The organism is Novosphingobium decolorationis, from assembly GCF_018417475.1.
Classification (GTDB): Bacteria; Pseudomonadota; Alphaproteobacteria; order Sphingomonadales; family Sphingomonadaceae; genus Novosphingobium; species Novosphingobium decolorationis.
Window position 1 is genome coordinate 2,325,040 of record NZ_CP054856.1, and the last position, 17,590, is coordinate 2,342,629.

Below are 17,590 nucleotides of genomic sequence, written 5' to 3' on the forward strand. Positions count from 1 at the left end.
GGCCGGGTGCTGAACGCCCGCCCGAAAGCCCGCGCGATCAGTGGCCCAGCGCCTCGCTGAAATGCTTGCGGCACAAGGCCACGTAGCGCTCGTTGCCGCCGATCTCGGTCTGCGCGCCTTCGCTCACTGCGCCGCCGGTGGCATCGACCCGCAGGTTCATCGAGGCCTTGCGCCCGCAGTGGCATACCCCCTTGAGCTCCACCAGCGTGTCCGCGATGCCCAGCAGCACCGCCGAGCCCGGAAAGAGCGCGCCCTGGAAGTCGGTGCGCAGGCCGTAGCACAGCACCGGGATATTGGCCTTGTCGGCCAGATGCGCGCATTGCCAGACCTGCCCTGCTGTCAGGAACTGCGCTTCGTCGATGAGGATGCAGGACAGCGGCTCGGCCGCGTGCGCGGCGCTCACCCGCGCATAGAGGTCCGTCTCGGGCGCAAAGCGGTGCGCGCTGGCATGAAGTCCGATCCGGCTCTCGATCGCGTAGGCATCGTCGAGCCCACCCGAGCGGCTGTCGAGCGCGGCGGTCCACAGCATGGTGCGCATGCCGCGTTCGTTGTAGTTGAAGTTCGCCTGGAGCAGGGTCGCCGACTTCCCGGCGTTCATGCTGGCGTAGTAAAAGTAGAGCTTGGCCATCGCTGCTGGGGATAACAGGGCTCGCGCCGCTGTCTACGGGCTTGCTCTGCGTTCTCCCCGGCAGGAAGGATCAACGCCAAGTTGCACCGGGCGCGCGCGTCCGCAAGGCGGCCTGCGCGGCCGTCGACAGAGCACAGCACGGCAGTGGAGCACGCCATGAAACGAATGATCGCCGCCTTCGTCCTGATGGGACTGGCGATAGCGGTCGCGATCTACATCGCGATGGCCCCGGTCGCCTCGCCGACGGCGGATGGCGCGCTCAACGGCTTCCTCGCCGGGCTCGACGGCCTGGTCGACGGCATCGAGGCCGCAGTCGGGCGCAGCACCGGTGCCCTCATCGCGATCGGGATCGGCCTCGCGCTCTCGCTCGTCCTGGCGCTGATCCCCACGCGCACGCGCTACGAGGAGGAGGGCGAGCCCTTCTTCAACCCGTCCGACGAACTCGATCTTGACCATTACCCCCAGGCCCCCGGCGCGCAGGACCTGATCGAGGCCGAACAGGACGAAGATGCGCCTGTCGAAGCGCCTGCACCCGCTCCCCGGCCAGCCCCGGCCCCCGAGGTCGAACGCGCGGCACAGCCCGCGCCGGTACCCGCCCAGCCCGTACCGACAGAGCCCATTGCGGCCGAGCCTCTGCCTGCGCAGCCCACGCCCGAGCCCTTCACCGCCACCCCGCTCACCCTGGTGCGCAAGGTGCGGGAACCGGGCCGTGACTGGTTTGGCGACAGCAGCTGGTTCGGCGGCCTCCCGCGCCTGGGCGATACGCCCTGGCCGCGCGACCTTTCCGGCATCGCCCTGCCCTTCCTCGCCCAGATCGACCTCGCCGACATCGCCGCCTGCAGCGCGGAAGGCTCGCTGCCCCGCGCCGGCTCGCTGGCGGTGTTCCTCGGCGACGGCGGCGTCGTGCCGCTTGCCGTAGACGTTACCGCCGACTTCACCGATCCCCCGCAGGACCTGCCCCCCGCCTTCGAGGAAGGTGCGGCCATGCCCTTCCCGCAGCACACCTCGCGCCTGACCCGCTGGCTCTTTCCCTACTGGCCCATCGAGGTCCATGCCGGAGACGCCATCGGCACCCCGCTTGAACGCGACCACCCGTTCTACGCAGTGGGCGTGGGCGAGCCGGTCGAGACGCTGTGGTGGCATTCGGTCCAGCACTTCGCCGATCGCCTGCGCGAGGGACTTGAACAGGCCGACGCGCCGATCGCGGCGCACCGCGCGAACCTGCTTCAGGCCCGCGAGGAACTGAAGCGGATCGAGAACGATCCCGACACCGACCCTTACGAGCTGGAAGACGCGCGCGAGGACATCGAAGGCCTGGAAGCCGACCTCGCCCGGATCGAGGAACAACGCGGCTCGCTGCCTGACATGCTGGCCGCGCTTGAGAGCTTCACCGAGGGCCGCGCACCCTGGGGTGTGCTGAGCGAGCAGGAACTCGAGATCGTGCGCGACCTCCTGCCCGAAGCGCACGAGCGCTATGGCGAACTGATCGGCCAGAGCATTCCCGGCTCGCTGGGCGAAATGGCGACGGTCTCGCTGCGCGCGGCGATTTCAGGCCCCCCCGAAGCGGTCGCGGCGATTCCCGAAGCCATGCTCGCGCGCCTCAACGCCGAGTACCGCCTCCCCGCCGAAGGCACGCACCGCCTGTTCGTGCCCGCCCAGGACAGCGACGAGATCGTGCTCGTCGACCTCGCCTGGGACGACATGATCGAATGGTGCTGGCCCGAGGAAGCCCGCTTCCAGATCCGCATCGCGCCCGAGGACGCCGCGCACGGCAACTGGGACCGCGCGCGCGCGCTGTTCGTGCCCAGCTGATAGCTCCAGCCATTCCAGCCCCACACACCAAAAGAGGCCCGGACACAGTGTCCGGGCCTCTTTTGGTTGGTGCAAGGCGATGGCGCGATCAGTCTTCGTCGCCGTCCTTTTCCTCGTCGTCGAGGTCGCGCTGGACGCGCGGGTCGTTCAGAAGCGCGTCGATCCGGCTCGCCTCGTCGAAGGTCTCGTCGGCGCGGAAGCGGATCTTGGCCGCGAACCTGAGCTTGAGGCGCTGGGCCACCTCCTTCTGGAAATAGGCCGTGTTCGTGCGCAGCGCCTTGAGCACCGCCTCCTCGTCCTCGCCGAGGAGCGGCTTCACGTAGACGGTCGCCTGCCGCAGGTCCGGCGTCATGCGCACTTCGGTGACCGAGACCGAGTGGCCGCTCAGCGTAGCGTCATGCACCTGCTGGCGGGTGAGGATCTCGGAGATGACGTGGCGCACCTGCTCGCCCACCTTGAGCAGGCGGACGGAGTGCTGTTCGGGTGTGATTTGCTGTCGAGCCATGGTTGTCCTCCATGTGGGCCGAACACGACAATTTGCAACAATTGATTACGCCACTTTCCATGCGGCGTGGGGTTAAGGAGGTACAGGCGTTCACATAAAGGAACAATAAAATGAACAAACTTGCCGCAACCCTCCTCGGCGCGTCCCTGGCCCTTCCCCTCGCCGGCGCGCCTGCCCTGGCCGCGCCGCAACATGGCCACGCGCCCACGGCAAAGAGCCAGACCCGCCACGGCGCACCGGCTCCGGCGAAATATGTGAAGAAGGCCAAGGCCAGCCCGAAGAGCTACAAGAGCTTTCGCAAGGGCGACAGGTTCGACCAGGCCCACGCACGCAACTACCAGATCGTCGATTACAAGCGCTTCAGGAAGCTGCCCGCCCCCAAGCGCGGCTACCGCTACGTGCGCGCGGGTAACGACGTGCTTCTGATCGGGACCTCCAGCTACAAGGTCTTCCAGGTCTATGGCGGACTGTTCCGCTAGGACGACGAACTGGGGGGGCAGACCCGCTCTCAAGGGGCCATGGCCCCCGCCCCCGAACGGTCGACCTCACCGTATACGCGCCACGCGGGCCGCGACCGATGAGGTCGACAAGTCGGGAGCCCGAGGGCAATGGCCCTCGCATCCTCCCTTCGCTTGCCCTTCTGGTGCCGACACAGACAGCCAGCTCAGCGCATGTAATTGACGTAGATGCCGTGCAGCAGACCGGGCAGGAACAGGATGATCGTGAGGATCAGGTTGAGCAGGAATGTCTTGCCCAGCCCATGCTTCAGGGCGACGCCAAGCGGCGGCAAGAGAACGGTCGCGACCAGCGTTATCAGTGACATCATCGGGGTATCTCCTTTGCAGGGACAACCCGGCATCCGACGACTCGTTCCGCAGCTGTGAAACCGGCCCCGGATGGCTTTCACATCTTGGCGAGAATGCGTCCCAGCGAGCGGGCGTTGCGCGCGGTCGTGCGGCACCCCAGACGCCGCTCGATGAAGGCCGGAGTCAGACGGCTTTGCCCCACGCCGTGGACGTAATCCACGAAGAGGCAGCGTTCGCCGAGCGCGAACTTCTCCTCGCCGCGGCCCTTGTAGGCGGCGAGGAGCGCGTCGAAGTTCTCCTGAGGGGGCTGGGACTGCAGGAAATGGGTGTGGACTTGTGCGTCCTCGCCAAAGCCCACGAAGGGGTTGTCCTCCAGCGCCGCGCGCACCTCGTCCTTCGTACGGATCGCGACAAAGCTGTCGATGTCGAAGCGCTCGGCCATGATGAAGCCAAAGAGCTCCTCCAGCCCCTCGGTGGGACGGTCCTCGTAATCGAACAGGACGTTGCCGCTGGCGATCACGGTCTCGACGTTGTCGATCTCCTCGCGCCGCAGCGCGTGGCGCAGTTCCTCCATCGTCAGGCGGTTGCCGCCCACGTTGAGCGAACTGAAGAAGGCGCAGTAGCGGGGCATCAGCGAAGAACTCCGAACAAGGCCACGCCGCCCAGACAGGCCAGCGCGGAAAAGCACCCGCAGCCTAGCCGTTCCAGCCCCTGGGAGACAGCCGCATCGGCAAGTCCGCCAGCCAGTTTTCCCCCAATCCCCTTTTTGCCGCGCCCCAAACGGCGACGGCCCGCGCCGGACGTGGTGTCCGACGCGGGCCGCAGCTGTCTGTGTCGCTTTCGCGAGACGGGCAAGGCCTATCAGCCCAGCGTACGCTCGCGATGGCTGACCTCGAAGACTTCGAGCTGGTCGCCCGCACGAATGTCGTTCGTGTCGGCCAGGACCACACCGCACTCGAGGCCGGTACGCACTTCGTCCACGTCGTCCTTGAAGCGACGCAGCGAGGCGATGGTCGTTGCCGAAACGATGACGTCGTTGCGGGTAAGACGGGCGTGGAGACCCTTGCGGATCGCGCCCTCGACAACGAGAAGACCCGCTGCCTTGTCCTTCTTGCCGGCCGGGAAGACCTGCTTGACCTCGGCGCGGCCGACGACGGTTTCGATCTTCTCGGGGCCCCAGATGCCGGCCATCTGCTTGGCGACTTCCTCGGTGAGCTCGTAGATGACGTCGTAATACATCATCGCGGTCTTGCTCTTCTCGATCTGCTCGCGCGCCTTGGCGTTCGGACGGACGTTGAAGCCGATGATCGGAGCGCCCGAAGCGGATGCCAGCGAGACGTCGGTCTCGGTGATGGCGCCCACGCCCGAGTGCAGGATGCGCACCTTGATCTCGTCGTTCGAGAGATTGTGGAGCGCGGCTGCGATCGCTTCCACCGAGCCCTGCACGTCGGCCTTGATGACGACGGGGTACTCGATGACGTCCTGCTTGGCCTTGAGCGCGGAGAACATCGTGTCGAGCGAGGCCGGAGCCGTGGCGGTGCGCTTGGCGGTTGCCTGCTCCTGGCGCCACGAGGAGACCTCGCGAGCACGCTGTTCGCTCTCGACCACGGTCAGCACGTCGCCGGCCATCGGCACGCCGCCAAGACCCAGCACCTCGATCGGCATCGAGGGGCCAGCTTCCTTGACCTGCTTGCCCTTGTCGTCGTTCATGGCGCGCACACGGCCGCTCTCGGTTCCGACGACGAAGATGTCGCCGCGCTTGAGCGTACCGCGGTTGACGAGAACCGTGGCGACCGGACCCTTGCCCTTGTCGAGCTTCGCTTCGATCACGGTGCCCACTGCGTTGCGGTCCGGGTTGGCCTTGAGCTCCATGAACTCGGCCTGGAGCAGCAGCTTCTCGATCAGTTCATCGAGGCCCTTGCCGGTCTTGGCCGAGACTTCGACGTCCTGCACATCGCCCGACATGGCCTCGACGATGACCTCGTGCTCGAGCAGACGCTCGCGCACCTTCTGGGCATTCGCCTCTTCCTTGTCGCACTTGTTGATCGCGACGATCATGGGAACGCCCGCGGCCTTGGTGTGATTGATGGCCTCGATCGTCTGCGGCATGATGCCGTCGTCGGCGGCCACGACCAGGATGACGATGTCGGTGACGTTGGCACCGCGCATGCGCATCTGGGTGAAGGCCGCGTGACCCGGGGTGTCGAGGAAGGTGATCTTGTCCCCGCCCTTGGTCTTGATCTGGTAGGCGCCCATGTGCTGCGTGATGCCACCAGCTTCGCCGCGCACCACGTCGGTGCCGCGAAGGGCATCGAGCAGCGAGGTCTTGCCGTGGTCGACGTGGCCCATGATGGTCACGACCGGCGCACGCGGCTTCAGCGTCTCGGGCGCATCGACGTCGCTGTCGACGTTGATGTCCACGTCGCTCGAGGAGACACGCTCGATGTTGTGGCCGAATTCCTCGACCAGCAGCTCGGCCGTATCCTGGTCGATCGTCTGGTTGACGGTGACCATCATGCCCATGTTGAACAGCGCCTTCACAAGGTCGGCGCCCTTCTCGGCCATGCGGTTGGCGAGTTCCTGAACGGTGATCGCCTCGGGCACGATGACATCGCGCACCTGCTTCTCACGCGGCTGCGAGCGGCCCGAGAACTGCGCACGGCGCTCCTTCTCACGCGCACGCTTGAGCGCGGCGAGCGAACGTGCACGTGCACCCTCGTCGTCGTTCAGCGCACGGTTGACCGTGAGCTTGCCCGACTGGCGGCGGTCGTTCTTGCGCTCGGCGCCGCGCGCAGGCGCGCCGCCCTTCTTGGCGACCGCCGGCTTGGCACCACCAGCCGCACCGGCCCCCTCGGGCTTGCGCGCGGGTTCGGGACGCTTGACCGGGGTGAAGCGGCGCGGACCGGGTGCGGCAGCGCCGTTATCCGATGCCGGCGTCGCGGCGGCGGGCTTGCTGTCCTCCGCAGGCGCGGCCTTGGCCACCGCTTCGGCTTCGGCCTTGGCCTGTGCTTCGGCTTCCGCCTTGGCCTTGGCGTCGGCAGCGGCCTTCACAGCTGCTTCTTCCTCGGCGCGGCGGTTGTCTTCGGCGCGGCGCTTTTCTTCCTCGATCGCCTGAAGCTTGGCTTCTTCCTCGCGGCGACGGTTTTCCTCGCCCATGCGCAGGCGGTCTTCCTCGGCCTCGCGCTGGAGACGCTTCACGCGCTCCTGCGGCGTTTCACCGGGAGGGCCCTTGCGCGGCGGCGCGGGCTTGCGCGGGCGGGGCGCCGGAGCGGCCTTGGGCGCAGGCGCCGCCTTTGCAGCAGGTGCCGGAGCGGGCTTGGGGGCCGGGGGCGCCTTGGCCTCGGGCTCGGAAGCGGCCTTCGCCTCGGGTGCCGGAGCCGCGTCCGCCTTGGGAGCGGGCGCAGGCGCGGGTGCCGGAGCGGCCGGCGCTTCGGTCTTGGCCTCGGGGGCCGGAGCCGGAGTGGGTGCCGGAGCCGGGGTCGGCGCGGGCGCCGGGGCCTCGGCCTCGGGAGCCTTCGTTTCGGGGGCCTTGGTCTCGGCCGCCTTGCTTTCGCTCGCGGTGTCCGCGCCCGGCTTGCCAATCACCTTGCGACGCTTGACTTCCACCACGACCTTGTTGGTGCGGCCGTGGCTGAAGGTCTGCTTGACCTCACCGGCTTCCACGGAACGCTTCAGCCCAAGCGGCTTGCGGCCCAGGGTCGGTTTGTTATCGGTCTCGCTCATAATTCTCGTTTTGCCCTTCAAATCTCAATCTGCGTGTGCCCGACCCATGTCGGGTGTCGTCGTGGGCACAGCGTTTTGGGCCTGCCCCTTGCCATCTTCGTGTGTGGACGCCCCGTCATCGGGTGGGTCCTGCCCCTGGAAATTCAGGAGGCGCGTCAGCAGCGAATTGACCCTCTGGGCCGCGCCGTGATCGTTCAGCGCCAGGTGCACGACATTGTCGCGGCCCAATGCCACAGACAGTGTGGTGCGGTCCAGTGGCAAGCGCGCGCCTTTCAGGCCCGAGCCTTCGGCATCGCGGCCGACACGCCAAGCCTGGTCCAGTTTGCGCGATCCATCCTCGCGGGCGTCGGCGGCATGGGCAAGCCAGGCCACCTTCCCCTCACGTGCGTTCTGCGCGATCCGGTCCGATCCCATGAGGAGGCGCCCGGACTTCAATTCCAGCCCCAGGCGTTCGGTCAGGGCTTTCTCGAGCCCCTGCGCGATGCGCGCACCAAGGTCCTCGGGGATCGACAGGGGCGCGCCCTTGTAGGCACGCGCCATCGCTCCCTTTAGTTTGCCCTTCGCGAGTGCATTTTCAAGGGTGTCGCGCGAAACGCCGATCCACGCCCCGCGCCCGGGGGCACGTGCGTGGATATCGGGAAGGACCAGACCGTCCGGCGAGATCGCCAGACGGATGAAGTCCTCGCGCGCACCTTTCCGACCGGAGAGGATGCAGGTCCTCTCCGTCCCGGTGCTATCGATGTCGGAGCTTACGCGCTCATTGCGAGGATTCCGCATCGGCGGCCTCCTCGGTTTCGGGCGCAGCGGCCGTGTCGGCCGTGTCCGCTTCGGTTTCGATCGCGGCGTCGGCTTCCACCGGCTCCTCGTCGTCGAACCAGTGCGCACGCGCAGCCATGATGATCTCGTTGCCCTGCTCTTCGGTCAGGCCGTACTCGCCGAGCACGCCGCCCTTGTCCTCGTCGCGGGCGCGGCGGTTCACCGAACCGTCGCGGCGACGCTGCTCGGTGCGCTTCTTGGCGATGAGCTCGTCGGTGGCAAGGTCCGCCAGATCGTCGAGCGTCTTGATGCCGCCCTTGCCGAGCACGACCAGCATGCCCTCGGTGAGGTGCGGGAGTTCGGCCAGGCCGTCCTCGACGCCAAGCGCACGGCGCTCCTCACGGTAGGCGTCCTCGCGGCGCTCGAGCGCCTCATGAGCACGGTTCTGGAGTTCCTCGGCGAGTTCCTCGTCGAGGCCTTCGATCGAGGCGAGTTCGCTCATGTCGATGTAGGCGACTTCCTCCAGCTCGGTGAAGCCTTCGGCCACCAGCAGCTGCGAGAGCGTCTCGTCGAGATCCAGCTCGTTCTCGAACATCGTCGAGCGCTCGGTGAATTCCTTCTGGCGCTTCTCCGAGGATTCGGCCTCGGTCATGATGTCGATCTGCGAGCCGGTGAGCTGCGAGGCGAGACGCACGTTCTGGCCGCGGCGGCCAATGGCGAGCGAAAGCTGGTCATCGGGCACGACGACCTCGATGCGGCTCTCTTCCTCGTCGATGACGACGCGGCTGACGGTCGCGGGCTGGAGCGCGTTGACGACGAAGGTCGCGGTGTCCTCGCTCCAGGGAATGATGTCGATCTTCTCGCCCTGCATTTCCTGGACGACCGCCTGGACGCGGCTGCCCTTCATGCCGACGCAGGCGCCGACGGGGTCGATCGAGTGGTCGTGGCTGATCACGCCGATCTTGGCGCGCGAGCCCGGGTCACGGGCGGCGGCCTTGATCTCGATGATGCCGTCGTAGATCTCGGGGACTTCCTGCGCGAAGAGCTTCTTCATGAAGTCCGGGTGGGCGCGCGAAAGGAAGATCTGGGGACCGCGGTTCTGGCGCTCGACGCGCAGGACCAGGGCGCGCACGCGCTCGCCGACACGGGCGGCTTCGCGCGGGATCTGCTGGTCGCGGCGGATCACACCCTCGGCGCGGCCCAGGTTCACGATCACGTGGCCGAATTCGACGGACTTGATGACGCCGGTGATGATTTCACCCGCGCGGTCCTTGAATTCCTCGTACTGGCGATCGCGCTCGGCGTCGCGCACCTTCTGGAAGATGACCTGCTTGGCCGACTGCGCGTCGATGCGGCCAAGGTCGACAGGGGGCAGCGGATCGACGATGAAGTCGCCCAGCTTTGCTTCCTTGTCGAGCTTCTGCGCCTGCTTGAGGTCGACCTGCTTGAAGTAGTCGTCGACTTCCTCGACCACCTCGACGACACGCCACAGGCGCAGGTCGCCGGTGCGCGGATCGAGCTTCGCACGGATGTCATTCTCGGCGCCGTAGCGGTTGCGCGCCGACTTCTGGATGGCTTCCTCCATCGCCTCGATGACGATCGCCTTGTCGATCATCTTCTCGGAGGCAACGGCATTCGCGATCGCGAGCAGCTCGGCGCGGTTGGCGGAAATCGCACTGGCCATGGCTTAGTCTTCCTGTTCCTCAAGAATGTCGTCCGCACCGTCGGTGTCGAGCGGGCGGGTGGCTGCGATCAGGCGGTCGGTAAGGACAAGCCTGGCGGAATGGATGTCACCGAGCGGGAAGGAAACCCGACCCGACTTCTTGTCCTCGATGGTCACGACCTCGGCGCCCGCCTCGCCCTCGATGCCGACGAGATCGCCGGTGAGAGCCTTGCGGTTGCCGTCGACCGGCACCGTCAGGTTGATGCGCGCCTCGTGGCCGACCCACTTGGCGTAGTCCTTGGGCCGCGTCAGCGGACGGTCGATGCCCGGCGAGCTGACCTCGAGGCGGTAGGCTTCCTCGATCAGCACGTCACCGGCCTCTTCGAGCGCATCCATGCGGTCCGAGATGCGGTGCGAGAGCGCCACGCAATCGTCCAGCACGAGCTGCCCGGTCTCGGGACGCTCAGCCATGATCTGCAGCGCGATCTCGTCGTCGCCGACCTCGCTCTTGCCGAACAGGCGCACGCGCACGAGCTCGAAGCCGAGGGCGGTGACCTCCGGTTCGATGACTTCGGTAAGGCGTGCAAGATCGGCCAAGCGGAACTCCAGCTACAGAACAAGGCGATTCGCCCTCGGGCGAGTCGCGGGATAAAACGCATCGGGAAACGCGGTTTCGCGCCGGCCCCTGTCCGGCGCCAGCCCGATCCATGTTTCACCAATGTCGGGATGAGCCTGCAGATAGGCTCTTTCGCGCAAAGATGCAAGGGTCACGTTCGGGCCGAGGCACGGCCTGCACCGCCGGGCACCGGACAGACCTGCGCCATGATCCGGACAAAAAGGGCGGCGAGACGCCCTGAAGGCCTCCCGCCGCCACGAAGCGAGACGGACCCGGACCGGCACAAACCGATCCACATGGGCCTGTCATCACTCCCCCATGTGCTCCACGCAGGTGCTGTGCGTCTGAAGTGCAGTCCCTGCGCGAAGATCGCGAAATTCCATTACGCCGCGCGGCGGCGGCGCTCGATACGTCCTCCCAGCAGGCCACAGGCCCGCATGCTCGTCACCTGTCGGCCACCGACCACGAGGTGATCTGCAAATTCCAGCTCGAGTGCGCGGCCCAGCGCCTGCAGGCCATGAGTCGCGCGGATATCCGCCGCACTGGGCCGCGGATCCCCCGAGGGATGGTTGTGCGCGAGCAGGAAACCCGCCGCCCCCAGCCGCAGCGCGGGCGCTATCAACGGGCGGTAGCGGCCATGGACGGCATTCGCATCCTCGCCCCCAAGAAACACATGGCCAAGCGCATGCCCGTGCGTATCGAGATAGGCGATCAGCAGGACCTCACGCGCCAAGGGCCCCATCATGTCGGCAAGGAGCGGCGGGAAATCCCGGCTCAGCACCCGCACCCGGGCTAGCTGGTCGGCCAGCTCTGCCAGGCGATGTCCGTCCCCTCGCGGCGCACACGGCGCATGTGGCACAAGGTGCCGATCAGGAGCGCGATCATGACCACGAAGGTCGGACCATCGCGCATCAGCGCGTAGACAATCGCGGGAATGTCGAGGTCCGCCCAGCGGGCGAAGTGCGCGCTCAGACTCAGCAATTGCAACGCGGCTGCCCATAACGGCCAGACCCTCCTTGCATTGAGCGCGATGATGCCAAAGCCCAGCATGCCGACGACGTCGGTCAGGAAGGCCACGGGATCGACCGCGTAATACTGGCTGGGAAGAACGAATTCTCCGACCGACTGGAGCGCCCACATGGCCAGTATGACCATGCCGCCCCAGCGTTCCGGCTCGCCCCCCTTCCAGGCCGCCAGTCCGGGACTGACGACCAGAAGCAGGAAGAACGCGGGCAGGAAGATGCCCGAGAGCATCGCAGATTCCCCCATTACAGCCGCACCCGTGGGTGTCAGGCGGCGCGCTCCACGGCAACGTCACCTTCCAGATCCTCGCCCGCGGCGCTGGCAAGGCTTCCCTCTTCAGGGCACCCGGCTACCGGAATACCCATGGTTTCGGCAAGCTGCGAGAGGTCGCCGTGGGCGCGCAGCAGTTCGCCGCGGGCAGCCATGAGGTTCTTCTGCATGGCGGCAATGCGCATCATCGGGCGCTGGCCGGCGTGCGCGGCTTCGGCGGTGGCGACACGGGCGCGGGCCATTTCGGCCATGAGATCGCCCGAGCGGGCAAGCAGTTCGTCCATGGCATCCTCGAGCGAGGTCACCGAACGGCCGATACGCAGGCTGGCAACTTCAGGGGTCATGGTCATGTCGTCGTCTCCGGTCCTAATGCCGGGGCCACACGAGAAAGCAGGGCCGCGGCGCGAGCGGCCGACCTGAAGGAGGTCGACCAGGGTCTGGCGAAGACCCCGGCACGAACTGTCAGATAAGGCGCTCCAACGCGTCGGCTACCGCCAGCGAGGTGGCCAGCGTCATCGCCATGACCATCGCAAGAACGAGGATCGCGGCAACGCGGCCAATACGCCCGAACTTCTGGTCCAGGGTCTCCAGGCCCACCGGAGCGGTCACGACAGGCTCGCGCTCCTCCTCCAGCCACTCGGGAAACCCCATCATGGGGCGGGCATCGGAGAGAACGAACTGCGGCGTTTCCGGCAGGTCATGGAGCAGACTTTCGACGTCTGCCCCCGGTTCGTCGACACGCGAAAAATCACATGTGGGTTTTCCACATAGGTCGCACAGACGGGCGTAGAAACGCGCGGTTTCCTTGCGGTTGGAGGTCCCCCACTTGTCGCGCACCCCGGCAATGCGCTGGTCGACCGTGTTGGGCGCGATACCCAGCTCGCGCGCGATCTCCTTGGTCGTGCGGTGCAGGACCAGCAGATCGAGCACCTCGCGCTGCTTGGCGGTCAGGCCATCCAGCAGCGCCCGGGCGCGGTGTTCATCCATCTCAGCAGGCATGGCTCACGTTACAATCGCTCATCGTCGGGGCACGGACTGTAGCAAAATCGCCACGGGACCGAAATTCCCCATGTGTCCGATATTGCAACAGAGCCATCAACAAGAACAGCCGCCCCTGCCCGATCATCGTCAAAACGGCTATCCCTATCGACAAAGTGCGCGAATTCGCCCCCTGTTGCGATCCACCCCGGCCCACAGCCGCCCTGCGCTAGGCGCCCGGAGCAAGCGCATGGCGCTTCATCGCGTGGCGCAGCTGGTCGTAACTGAGCCCCAGCGCCTTGGCCGCGCGCCGCTGGTTCCAGCGATTCGCCTCGAGCCCCCGGCGCAGCAGATCGCACTCGAAGGCATCGACCGCGGCGCGCAGGTCGTCCGGGAGCGGGCCGGAGGCGGGCACCCTTTCCTCGGCGCTCCGGCGCACCGCGTCTGGAGTGGCAGGCGGCGCCTGCAGGGAAGATGCAGGTGCAAGCTGGCCGGGCTCGGACGCGTCCTCCACCCGCCAGGGGCTGCCGAAGGGGTCGAAGACGACCTGCCCGATTGGCTCCTCCGGGATATCCCAGCGGTAGACCGCGCGCTCGACCACGTTGCGCAGTTCGCGCACGTTGCCCGGCCAGGCGTAGGCCTCCAGCTCGTCCAGCGCCGGGCGGGCAAAGCCGGGCCACCCCTCCCAGGCCAGTTCGGCCGCCATGCGCCGCCCATAGTAATCCGCCAGCTCGAAGACATCGCCTTCGCGCGCGCGAAGCGGCGGAAGCGTGATCACCTCGAAACTCAGCCGGTCGAGCAGGTCGGAACGGAACGCCCCCTCGCGCGCCATGCGCGGCAGGTCCGCATTGGTGGCCGCAACGATGCGCACGTCAACCGTGATCGGACGCGAGGCGCCAATGCGCGCAACCTCGCCATATTCGATCGCGCGCAGGAGGCGCTCCTGCGCGGCCATCGAGAGATTGCCCAGCTCATCGAGGAACAGCGTGCCCCCGTCGGCCTCCTCGAAACGGCCCGCCCGTGCGCGCGTCGCGCCGGTAAAGGCGCCCGCCTCGTGACCGAACAGCTCAGCCTCGATGAGAGTTTCGGGCAGCGCCGCGCAGTTGAGCGTGACGAGCGGCTCACCCCAGCGCGGCGACAGGCGGTGCAGGCGCTGGGCGATCAGTTCCTTGCCCGTGCCGCGCTCCCCGATGACCAGCACGGGACGGGTGATCGGAGCCGCGCGACTGGTGCGCTCCACCGCATCGAGAAAGGCGACCGACTGGCCGACGAACTGAACATCACGATCCATTACCAATATTTGGCGTATTTTACCATTATTTGGCAATATGCAAAATGCGGTTCATCAGCCAGACAGTTAGCAAAGGCTGCAATTCAGCCATTTTTCGCATTTGGCACGGCTCCTGCAATGTCTTGGGCGACACGCCGAAAGGCACACTGCAACAGGGATTTTTCGCCATGCCGCTGCGTACCGCCAGCTCCGACCAGACCGGTTCCGACCTCGCCGCCCGCCAGCCGCGTGCGACCCTTGCCCGCACCAAGCTCGACTGGGCGATCATTGCCAGCCTGCTGGCGATGGGTGCCCTCAACCTGATGGCGATGGCCGACCAGCTCGGCCCGGCCAAGGCCTATGCTGCCCCCATCTGCGGAGTACCCCTCGCATGAGCCGCCTCGACACCGAAATCGAAATCCTTCACGCCTCCAGCGATGCGTGCGATGATCGCGGACAACGCCAGGGCGGTCGCACCTGGCACGCCGCCAACGACAGCCACGCCTCGTTCACCACCACCACCCGCCGCCCGAGCCACAACAAAGGAATAGCCAGCATGGGTATCTTCTCGCGCACCCGCGACATCATCGCCGCCAACTTCAACGACATGCTCGACAAGGCGGAAGACCCGGCCAAGATGATCCGCCTGATCATCCTGGAAATGGAAGAGACCCTCGTCGAGGTGCGCACCAGCTCGGCCCGTACGATCGCCGACCAGAAGGAACTGCGCCGCCACGCCGACAAGCTCGACGCGCTCCAGGCCGACTGGGCCGACAAGGCGCAGCTGGCGCTGAGCAAGAACCGCGAGGACCTTGCCCGCGCCGCCCTCCTTGAAAAGAAGAAGGCCTCCGACATGGCCGAGCAGCTGCGTTCCGAGATCGCGGTGCTCGACGATTCGCTCGGCGCCTACGAACAGGACATCGAGAAGCTGCAGAGCCGCCTGCGCGAAGCCCGCAGCCGCCAGAGCGCGATTGCCGCGCGCCTCAAGAGCGCGGAGAACCGCGTGAAGCTGCGCACCCTGCTTGCCAGCGAGCGCGTCGACGAGGCGCTGGCCCGCTTCGACCAGCTCGAACGCCGGGTGGACTATGCCGAAGGCCGCGCCGAGGCGATGAACATCGGCGACGACAGCCGCCAGCCGACGCTCGCCGATGAAATTGCCGCGCTCGCCGATGGCGACTCGATCGAGGCCGAATTGGCGCAGATGAAGAAGACGATGGGCCAGGGCTCGGACACCACCGGGCAGTAAACCAAAGGCCACCGGGCCGCGCGGCAGACACCCGGATCGCCGCGCGAGCCCTCATCAAGGGCCCTCAGCCATCCGTGGCAAGGGGCCATGGTCCGGGGGCGCGGGAGACACGAAGGTCTCCTGCAAGGGACAACCCAAGGGAAGGGACCAGCACAGTGTCACGTGGACATTTCTATCTCGACAAGTCGAACGCCAAGCTTGCAGGCGTTTGCGCGGGCATCGCCGACTTCACCGATGTCGATGCGCTCTGGATCCGGCTCGGCGCCGTGCTCCTGCTGCTCTTCGGCTTCCCCATCGTCATCGCGATCTACATCGCGGTCGCGCTCATCGCCGACAAGCGCCCGCTGTCCGACTACAGCGCGCACGAGGAAGAGCGCCTGCTGCGCCGCATGGAACGCCGTCGCGCCAAGAAGGCCGGGATCGGCCGCGGCGAACGCCTGCGCGGCGAGCTGAGCGACATCGACCGGCGCGTCGCCGACATGGAAGCGCACTACTCCAACAGCAACTCGCGCCTCGCGGCCGAGATCGAGAGCCTGCGCTAAGGCGCATCTCTTCTACCGGGCATCAGACAGGGACACGATCATCATGGACACCAGCTCACTCGCGCTTCTCATTCCCCTTGCACCGTTTCTGGTCGGCGCCCTCGTGGTCTGGACCAAGCACCAGCGCAAGATGGCCGAGATCCAGGTCGAGGCGACCGCGGAAAAGGCCGCCCAGTACGCCTCGAACGCGCGCGAACTGGAAGAACGCGTCCGTGTCCTCGAACGCATCGTGACCGATGGCAGCTACGACACCGCGCTCCAGATCGAAGCCCTGCGCGACCAGCGCGAGGCCGACGCCCAGCGTGCGCCCGCCCCCGCCAAGCGCGTGAACTGAGGGGAGAGCGAGCATGAACTGGGGAAGCCCCGAATTCGTCCTTGCCATCATCGCCCTTTCGACCGGCGGATGGATCTTCAACAACTGGATCCGCGCGCGCCACGGCTACGCGCTGGAGGATGAATGGTTCGGCAAGACCGAGAAGACTGACCCGGCTGCCGCACGGCACCAGACGCAAGCCCATGCCAAACTCCTCGAACGCGTGGAGTATCTCGAAAAGCGGACCGCCGCGCTCGAGGCCATCGTCACCGACAGCGGCTACGACCTCGCCCGCCAGATCGAGGCGCTGAGCGCGCTCGACACCGCCCGCAGCCCGGCCGCAACGCCCGCCCCTGCCTCCCGCGCGCGCTGACGCCGGCCACCGTTTCCCGAAAGGACACCGTCATGGCTCTCGATATCGCGACCATCGAAATGCTCAGCCCGGTCATCATCGTGGGCACCGCCGTCGCCACGGCGGGCTGGATCTTCAACAACTGGCTGCGCATGCGCCACGGCTATCCGCTGGAGAATTCCTGGGGCAAGAGCATCTACCCCAGGACCGACGGCGAGGCGCAGGCCCGCGTCCAGCTCCTCACCCAGGAGAACGCGGAACTGCGCGCCGAGATGAGCGCGGTGAAGGACCGCCTCGCCGCAGTCGAGAGCATCGTCACCGACAAGGGCTATGACGTGGCGCGCCAGATCGAATCGCTGCGCGAAGCCCGCGATCTCGCCCGCGCCGACGTACCTGTGGAGACGCGCCAGTGAATCTGGGAGACCTTCTTACCGTCACCATTGTCATGGGAACGGTGGTGCTGCTTTTCGCGACTCTTGCCAGCGCCTACAAGCGCTACCTCGCCTACCTGGAACGCAAGCTGGAACTGGCGGCGGACACCCACGCCCTCAAGGCCCGCGAAAGCGACCTTGAAGAACGCCTGCGCCACCTCGAAAACCTTGCCTCGCCCCACCGCGATGCGCAGGATAGCGCGCACCAGCTGACCCACCCGACCGAGGAGCAGGCCATGCCCCTCCTCGCGCATACATAAGGTACCACGACAATGAGTTTCTGGACGGCCGTGGTGGTCATGTTCGTCATCGGCTGCATTACCTGGCTGCGCGCCAAGAAGCTGCACCTGCCCTCCGAACGCTCGGACCATGGTCGCACCATCGGTCGGCGCGATCCCCACGAGCAGGAACTCGAGGACGAGATCGCCCAGCTGCGCGAACGCATCAATGTCCTTGAACGCATCGCCACCGACGAACGCCGGGGCAAGGATCTTGCGAAAGAGATCGAGAGTTTAAGGGATTGAAGGTAAAAGAGTAGGTCCGAGGGCCATCGCCCTCGGGCTCCCCGAACTGTCTGGGACCGTTCACGCCGCCACCTGGCGTCGGAATGGTGAGGTCGGGGAAAAGGTATTGGGGGCGAAGCCCTCTTTTTCTTA

Annotated in this window: 23 protein-coding genes; 10 read left to right on the top strand and 13 right to left on the bottom strand. The window is 66.6% G+C overall.

What is annotated here, in order from left to right; genetic code table 11:
* Nucleotides 1–37: 37 nt before the first annotated feature.
* A complete protein-coding gene (locus HT578_RS10715; RefSeq protein WP_213499391.1) occupies nt 38–628 on the bottom strand; it encodes a thymidine kinase in 591 nt (196 codons plus the stop codon).
* A 156-nt stretch (nt 629–784) separates the two neighbouring features.
* Between HT578_RS10715 and HT578_RS10720 the strand changes: the two genes are divergently transcribed.
* On the top strand, nt 785–2,440 hold the full coding sequence (locus HT578_RS10720) for a DUF1963 domain-containing protein (protein ID WP_213499393.1): 1,656 nt from the start codon (nt 785–787) through the stop codon (nt 2,438–2,440).
* An 88-nt stretch (nt 2,441–2,528) separates the two neighbouring features.
* On the opposite strand, the gene rbfA is transcribed toward HT578_RS10720, so the two are convergent.
* Entirely contained in the window at nt 2,529–2,945 is a 417-nt protein-coding gene (gene rbfA, locus HT578_RS10725; RefSeq protein WP_213499396.1) for a 30S ribosome-binding factor RbfA, read from the bottom strand.
* Between the two features lie 110 nt (nt 2,946–3,055).
* Between rbfA and HT578_RS10730 the strand changes: the two genes are divergently transcribed.
* On the top strand, nt 3,056–3,424 hold the full coding sequence (locus HT578_RS10730; protein WP_213499398.1) for an RcnB family protein: 369 nt from the start codon (nt 3,056–3,058) through the stop codon (nt 3,422–3,424).
* A gap of 185 nt (nt 3,425–3,609) precedes the next feature.
* Here HT578_RS10730 and HT578_RS10735 read toward each other — a convergent pair whose 3' ends face one another.
* From HT578_RS10735 to pspF, 11 genes are all read right to left on the bottom strand, one after another.
* The gene (locus HT578_RS10735; protein ID WP_226635131.1) at nt 3,610–3,771 is read right to left on the bottom strand and encodes a YqaE/Pmp3 family membrane protein; all 162 of its coding nucleotides are present in this window, start codon (nt 3,769–3,771) and stop codon (nt 3,610–3,612) included.
* 77 nt (nt 3,772–3,848) lie between these two features.
* Nucleotides 3,849–4,382, bottom strand: coding sequence for a DUF1697 domain-containing protein (locus tag HT578_RS10740; RefSeq protein ID WP_039390539.1), 534 nt, complete (start codon nt 4,380–4,382; stop codon nt 3,849–3,851).
* Between the two features lie 230 nt (nt 4,383–4,612).
* A complete protein-coding gene (gene infB, locus HT578_RS10745) occupies nt 4,613–7,474 on the bottom strand; it encodes a translation initiation factor IF-2 (RefSeq protein ID WP_213499400.1) in 2,862 nt (953 codons plus the stop codon).
* A 24-nt stretch (nt 7,475–7,498) separates the two neighbouring features.
* Nucleotides 7,499–8,251: a DUF448 domain-containing protein gene (locus HT578_RS10750; RefSeq protein WP_039390535.1), complete on the bottom strand. Its 753-nt coding sequence runs from the start codon at nt 8,249–8,251 to the stop codon at nt 7,499–7,501.
* A complete protein-coding gene (gene nusA / locus HT578_RS10755) occupies nt 8,232–9,914 on the bottom strand; it encodes a transcription termination factor NusA (RefSeq protein WP_039390534.1) in 1,683 nt (560 codons plus the stop codon). The genes HT578_RS10750 and nusA overlap by 20 nt, the downstream gene beginning before the upstream one ends.
* A gap of 3 nt (nt 9,915–9,917) precedes the next feature.
* Nucleotides 9,918–10,490: a ribosome maturation protein RimP gene (rimP, locus tag HT578_RS10760; protein WP_213499402.1), complete on the bottom strand. Its 573-nt coding sequence runs from the start codon at nt 10,488–10,490 to the stop codon at nt 9,918–9,920.
* A gap of 401 nt (nt 10,491–10,891) precedes the next feature.
* Nucleotides 10,892–11,290 carry a JAB domain-containing protein gene (locus HT578_RS10765; protein WP_052322182.1) on the bottom strand — a complete coding sequence of 133 codons (399 nt, stop codon included), beginning with the start codon at nt 11,288–11,290 and terminating at the stop codon, nt 10,892–10,894.
* 11 nt (nt 11,291–11,301) lie between these two features.
* Entirely contained in the window at nt 11,302–11,778 is a 477-nt protein-coding gene (locus HT578_RS10770; RefSeq protein ID WP_159108044.1) for a hypothetical protein, read from the bottom strand.
* A 20-nt stretch (nt 11,779–11,798) separates the two neighbouring features.
* Entirely contained in the window at nt 11,799–12,152 is a 354-nt protein-coding gene (locus HT578_RS10775) for a hypothetical protein (protein WP_213499404.1), read from the bottom strand.
* A 112-nt stretch (nt 12,153–12,264) separates the two neighbouring features.
* Nucleotides 12,265–12,801, bottom strand: coding sequence for a sigma factor-like helix-turn-helix DNA-binding protein (locus tag HT578_RS10780; protein ID WP_239026243.1), 537 nt, complete (start codon nt 12,799–12,801; stop codon nt 12,265–12,267).
* Between the two features lie 208 nt (nt 12,802–13,009).
* Nucleotides 13,010–14,071, bottom strand: a complete 1,062-nt coding sequence (pspF, locus tag HT578_RS10785) for a phage shock protein operon transcriptional activator (RefSeq protein WP_213499406.1) — start codon at nt 14,069–14,071, stop codon at nt 13,010–13,012.
* A gap of 167 nt (nt 14,072–14,238) precedes the next feature.
* Between pspF and HT578_RS10790 the strand changes: the two genes are divergently transcribed.
* The 8 genes from HT578_RS10790 to HT578_RS10825 all read left to right on the top strand — a co-directional run bounded on the left by HT578_RS10790 (nt 14,239) and on the right by HT578_RS10825 (nt 17,458).
* Nucleotides 14,239–14,445 carry a hypothetical protein gene (locus HT578_RS10790; protein WP_039390526.1) on the top strand — a complete coding sequence of 69 codons (207 nt, stop codon included), beginning with the start codon at nt 14,239–14,241 and terminating at the stop codon, nt 14,443–14,445.
* A complete protein-coding gene (gene pspA, locus HT578_RS10795) occupies nt 14,442–15,296 on the top strand; it encodes a phage shock protein PspA (RefSeq protein WP_213499408.1) in 855 nt (284 codons plus the stop codon). The genes HT578_RS10790 and pspA overlap by 4 nt, the downstream gene beginning before the upstream one ends.
* A 155-nt stretch (nt 15,297–15,451) precedes the next feature.
* On the top strand, nt 15,452–15,838 hold the full coding sequence (locus tag HT578_RS10800) for a PspC domain-containing protein (protein WP_039390522.1): 387 nt from the start codon (nt 15,452–15,454) through the stop codon (nt 15,836–15,838).
* Nucleotides 15,839–15,881: 43 nt separating this feature from the next.
* A complete protein-coding gene (locus tag HT578_RS10805) occupies nt 15,882–16,172 on the top strand; it encodes a hypothetical protein (RefSeq protein ID WP_039390520.1) in 291 nt (96 codons plus the stop codon).
* 13 nt (nt 16,173–16,185) lie between these two features.
* Complete coding sequence (locus HT578_RS10810) at nt 16,186–16,524, top strand: hypothetical protein (RefSeq protein WP_213499410.1); 339 nt, start codon at nt 16,186–16,188, stop codon at nt 16,522–16,524.
* Between the two features lie 32 nt (nt 16,525–16,556).
* Nucleotides 16,557–16,916, top strand: coding sequence for a hypothetical protein (locus tag HT578_RS10815; protein WP_239026244.1), 360 nt, complete (start codon nt 16,557–16,559; stop codon nt 16,914–16,916).
* On the top strand, nt 16,913–17,194 hold the full coding sequence (locus HT578_RS10820; protein ID WP_213499412.1) for a hypothetical protein: 282 nt from the start codon (nt 16,913–16,915) through the stop codon (nt 17,192–17,194). Before HT578_RS10815 ends, HT578_RS10820 begins: the two co-directional genes overlap by 4 nt.
* 12 nt (nt 17,195–17,206) lie before the next feature.
* Nucleotides 17,207–17,458 carry a hypothetical protein gene (locus HT578_RS10825; protein WP_039390519.1) on the top strand — a complete coding sequence of 84 codons (252 nt, stop codon included), beginning with the start codon at nt 17,207–17,209 and terminating at the stop codon, nt 17,456–17,458.
* Nucleotides 17,459–17,590 lie beyond the last annotated feature (132 nt).

Excerpts from the sequence above, each read along its gene's own strand:
- HT578_RS10740 (WP_039390539.1), bottom strand. The coding sequence starts at position 4,382 with ATGCCCCGCTACTGCGCCTTCTTCAGTTCGCTCAACGTGGGCGGCAAC.
- HT578_RS10805 (WP_039390520.1), top strand. The coding sequence starts at position 15,882 with ATGGACACCAGCTCACTCGCGCTTCTCATTCCCCTTGCACCGTTTCTG.
- pspF (WP_213499406.1), bottom strand. The coding sequence starts at position 14,071 with ATGGATCGTGATGTTCAGTTCGTCGGCCAGTCGGTCGCCTTTCTCGAT.
- HT578_RS10810 (WP_213499410.1), top strand. The coding sequence starts at position 16,186 with ATGAACTGGGGAAGCCCCGAATTCGTCCTTGCCATCATCGCCCTTTCG.
- HT578_RS10780 (WP_239026243.1), bottom strand. The coding sequence starts at position 12,801 with ATGCCTGCTGAGATGGATGAACACCGCGCCCGGGCGCTGCTGGATGGC.
- HT578_RS10825 (WP_039390519.1), top strand. The coding sequence starts at position 17,207 with ATGAGTTTCTGGACGGCCGTGGTGGTCATGTTCGTCATCGGCTGCATT.
- HT578_RS10815 (WP_239026244.1), top strand. The coding sequence starts at position 16,557 with ATGGCTCTCGATATCGCGACCATCGAAATGCTCAGCCCGGTCATCATC.
- HT578_RS10735 (WP_226635131.1), bottom strand. The coding sequence starts at position 3,771 with ATGATGTCACTGATAACGCTGGTCGCGACCGTTCTCTTGCCGCCGCTT.
- nusA (WP_039390534.1), bottom strand. The coding sequence starts at position 9,914 with ATGGCCAGTGCGATTTCCGCCAACCGCGCCGAGCTGCTCGCGATCGCG.
- HT578_RS10790 (WP_039390526.1), top strand. The coding sequence starts at position 14,239 with ATGCCGCTGCGTACCGCCAGCTCCGACCAGACCGGTTCCGACCTCGCC.
- HT578_RS10775 (WP_213499404.1), bottom strand. The coding sequence starts at position 12,152 with ATGACCATGACCCCTGAAGTTGCCAGCCTGCGTATCGGCCGTTCGGTG.
- pspA (WP_213499408.1), top strand. The coding sequence starts at position 14,442 with ATGAGCCGCCTCGACACCGAAATCGAAATCCTTCACGCCTCCAGCGAT.
- rbfA (WP_213499396.1), bottom strand. The coding sequence starts at position 2,945 with ATGGCTCGACAGCAAATCACACCCGAACAGCACTCCGTCCGCCTGCTC.
- HT578_RS10770 (WP_159108044.1), bottom strand. The coding sequence starts at position 11,778 with ATGGGGGAATCTGCGATGCTCTCGGGCATCTTCCTGCCCGCGTTCTTC.
- HT578_RS10730 (WP_213499398.1), top strand. The coding sequence starts at position 3,056 with ATGAACAAACTTGCCGCAACCCTCCTCGGCGCGTCCCTGGCCCTTCCC.
- HT578_RS10715 (WP_213499391.1), bottom strand. The coding sequence starts at position 628 with ATGGCCAAGCTCTACTTTTACTACGCCAGCATGAACGCCGGGAAGTCG.
- HT578_RS10720 (WP_213499393.1), top strand. The coding sequence starts at position 785 with ATGAAACGAATGATCGCCGCCTTCGTCCTGATGGGACTGGCGATAGCG.
- HT578_RS10750 (WP_039390535.1), bottom strand. The coding sequence starts at position 8,251 with ATGCGGAATCCTCGCAATGAGCGCGTAAGCTCCGACATCGATAGCACC.
- infB (WP_213499400.1), bottom strand. The coding sequence starts at position 7,474 with ATGAGCGAGACCGATAACAAACCGACCCTGGGCCGCAAGCCGCTTGGG.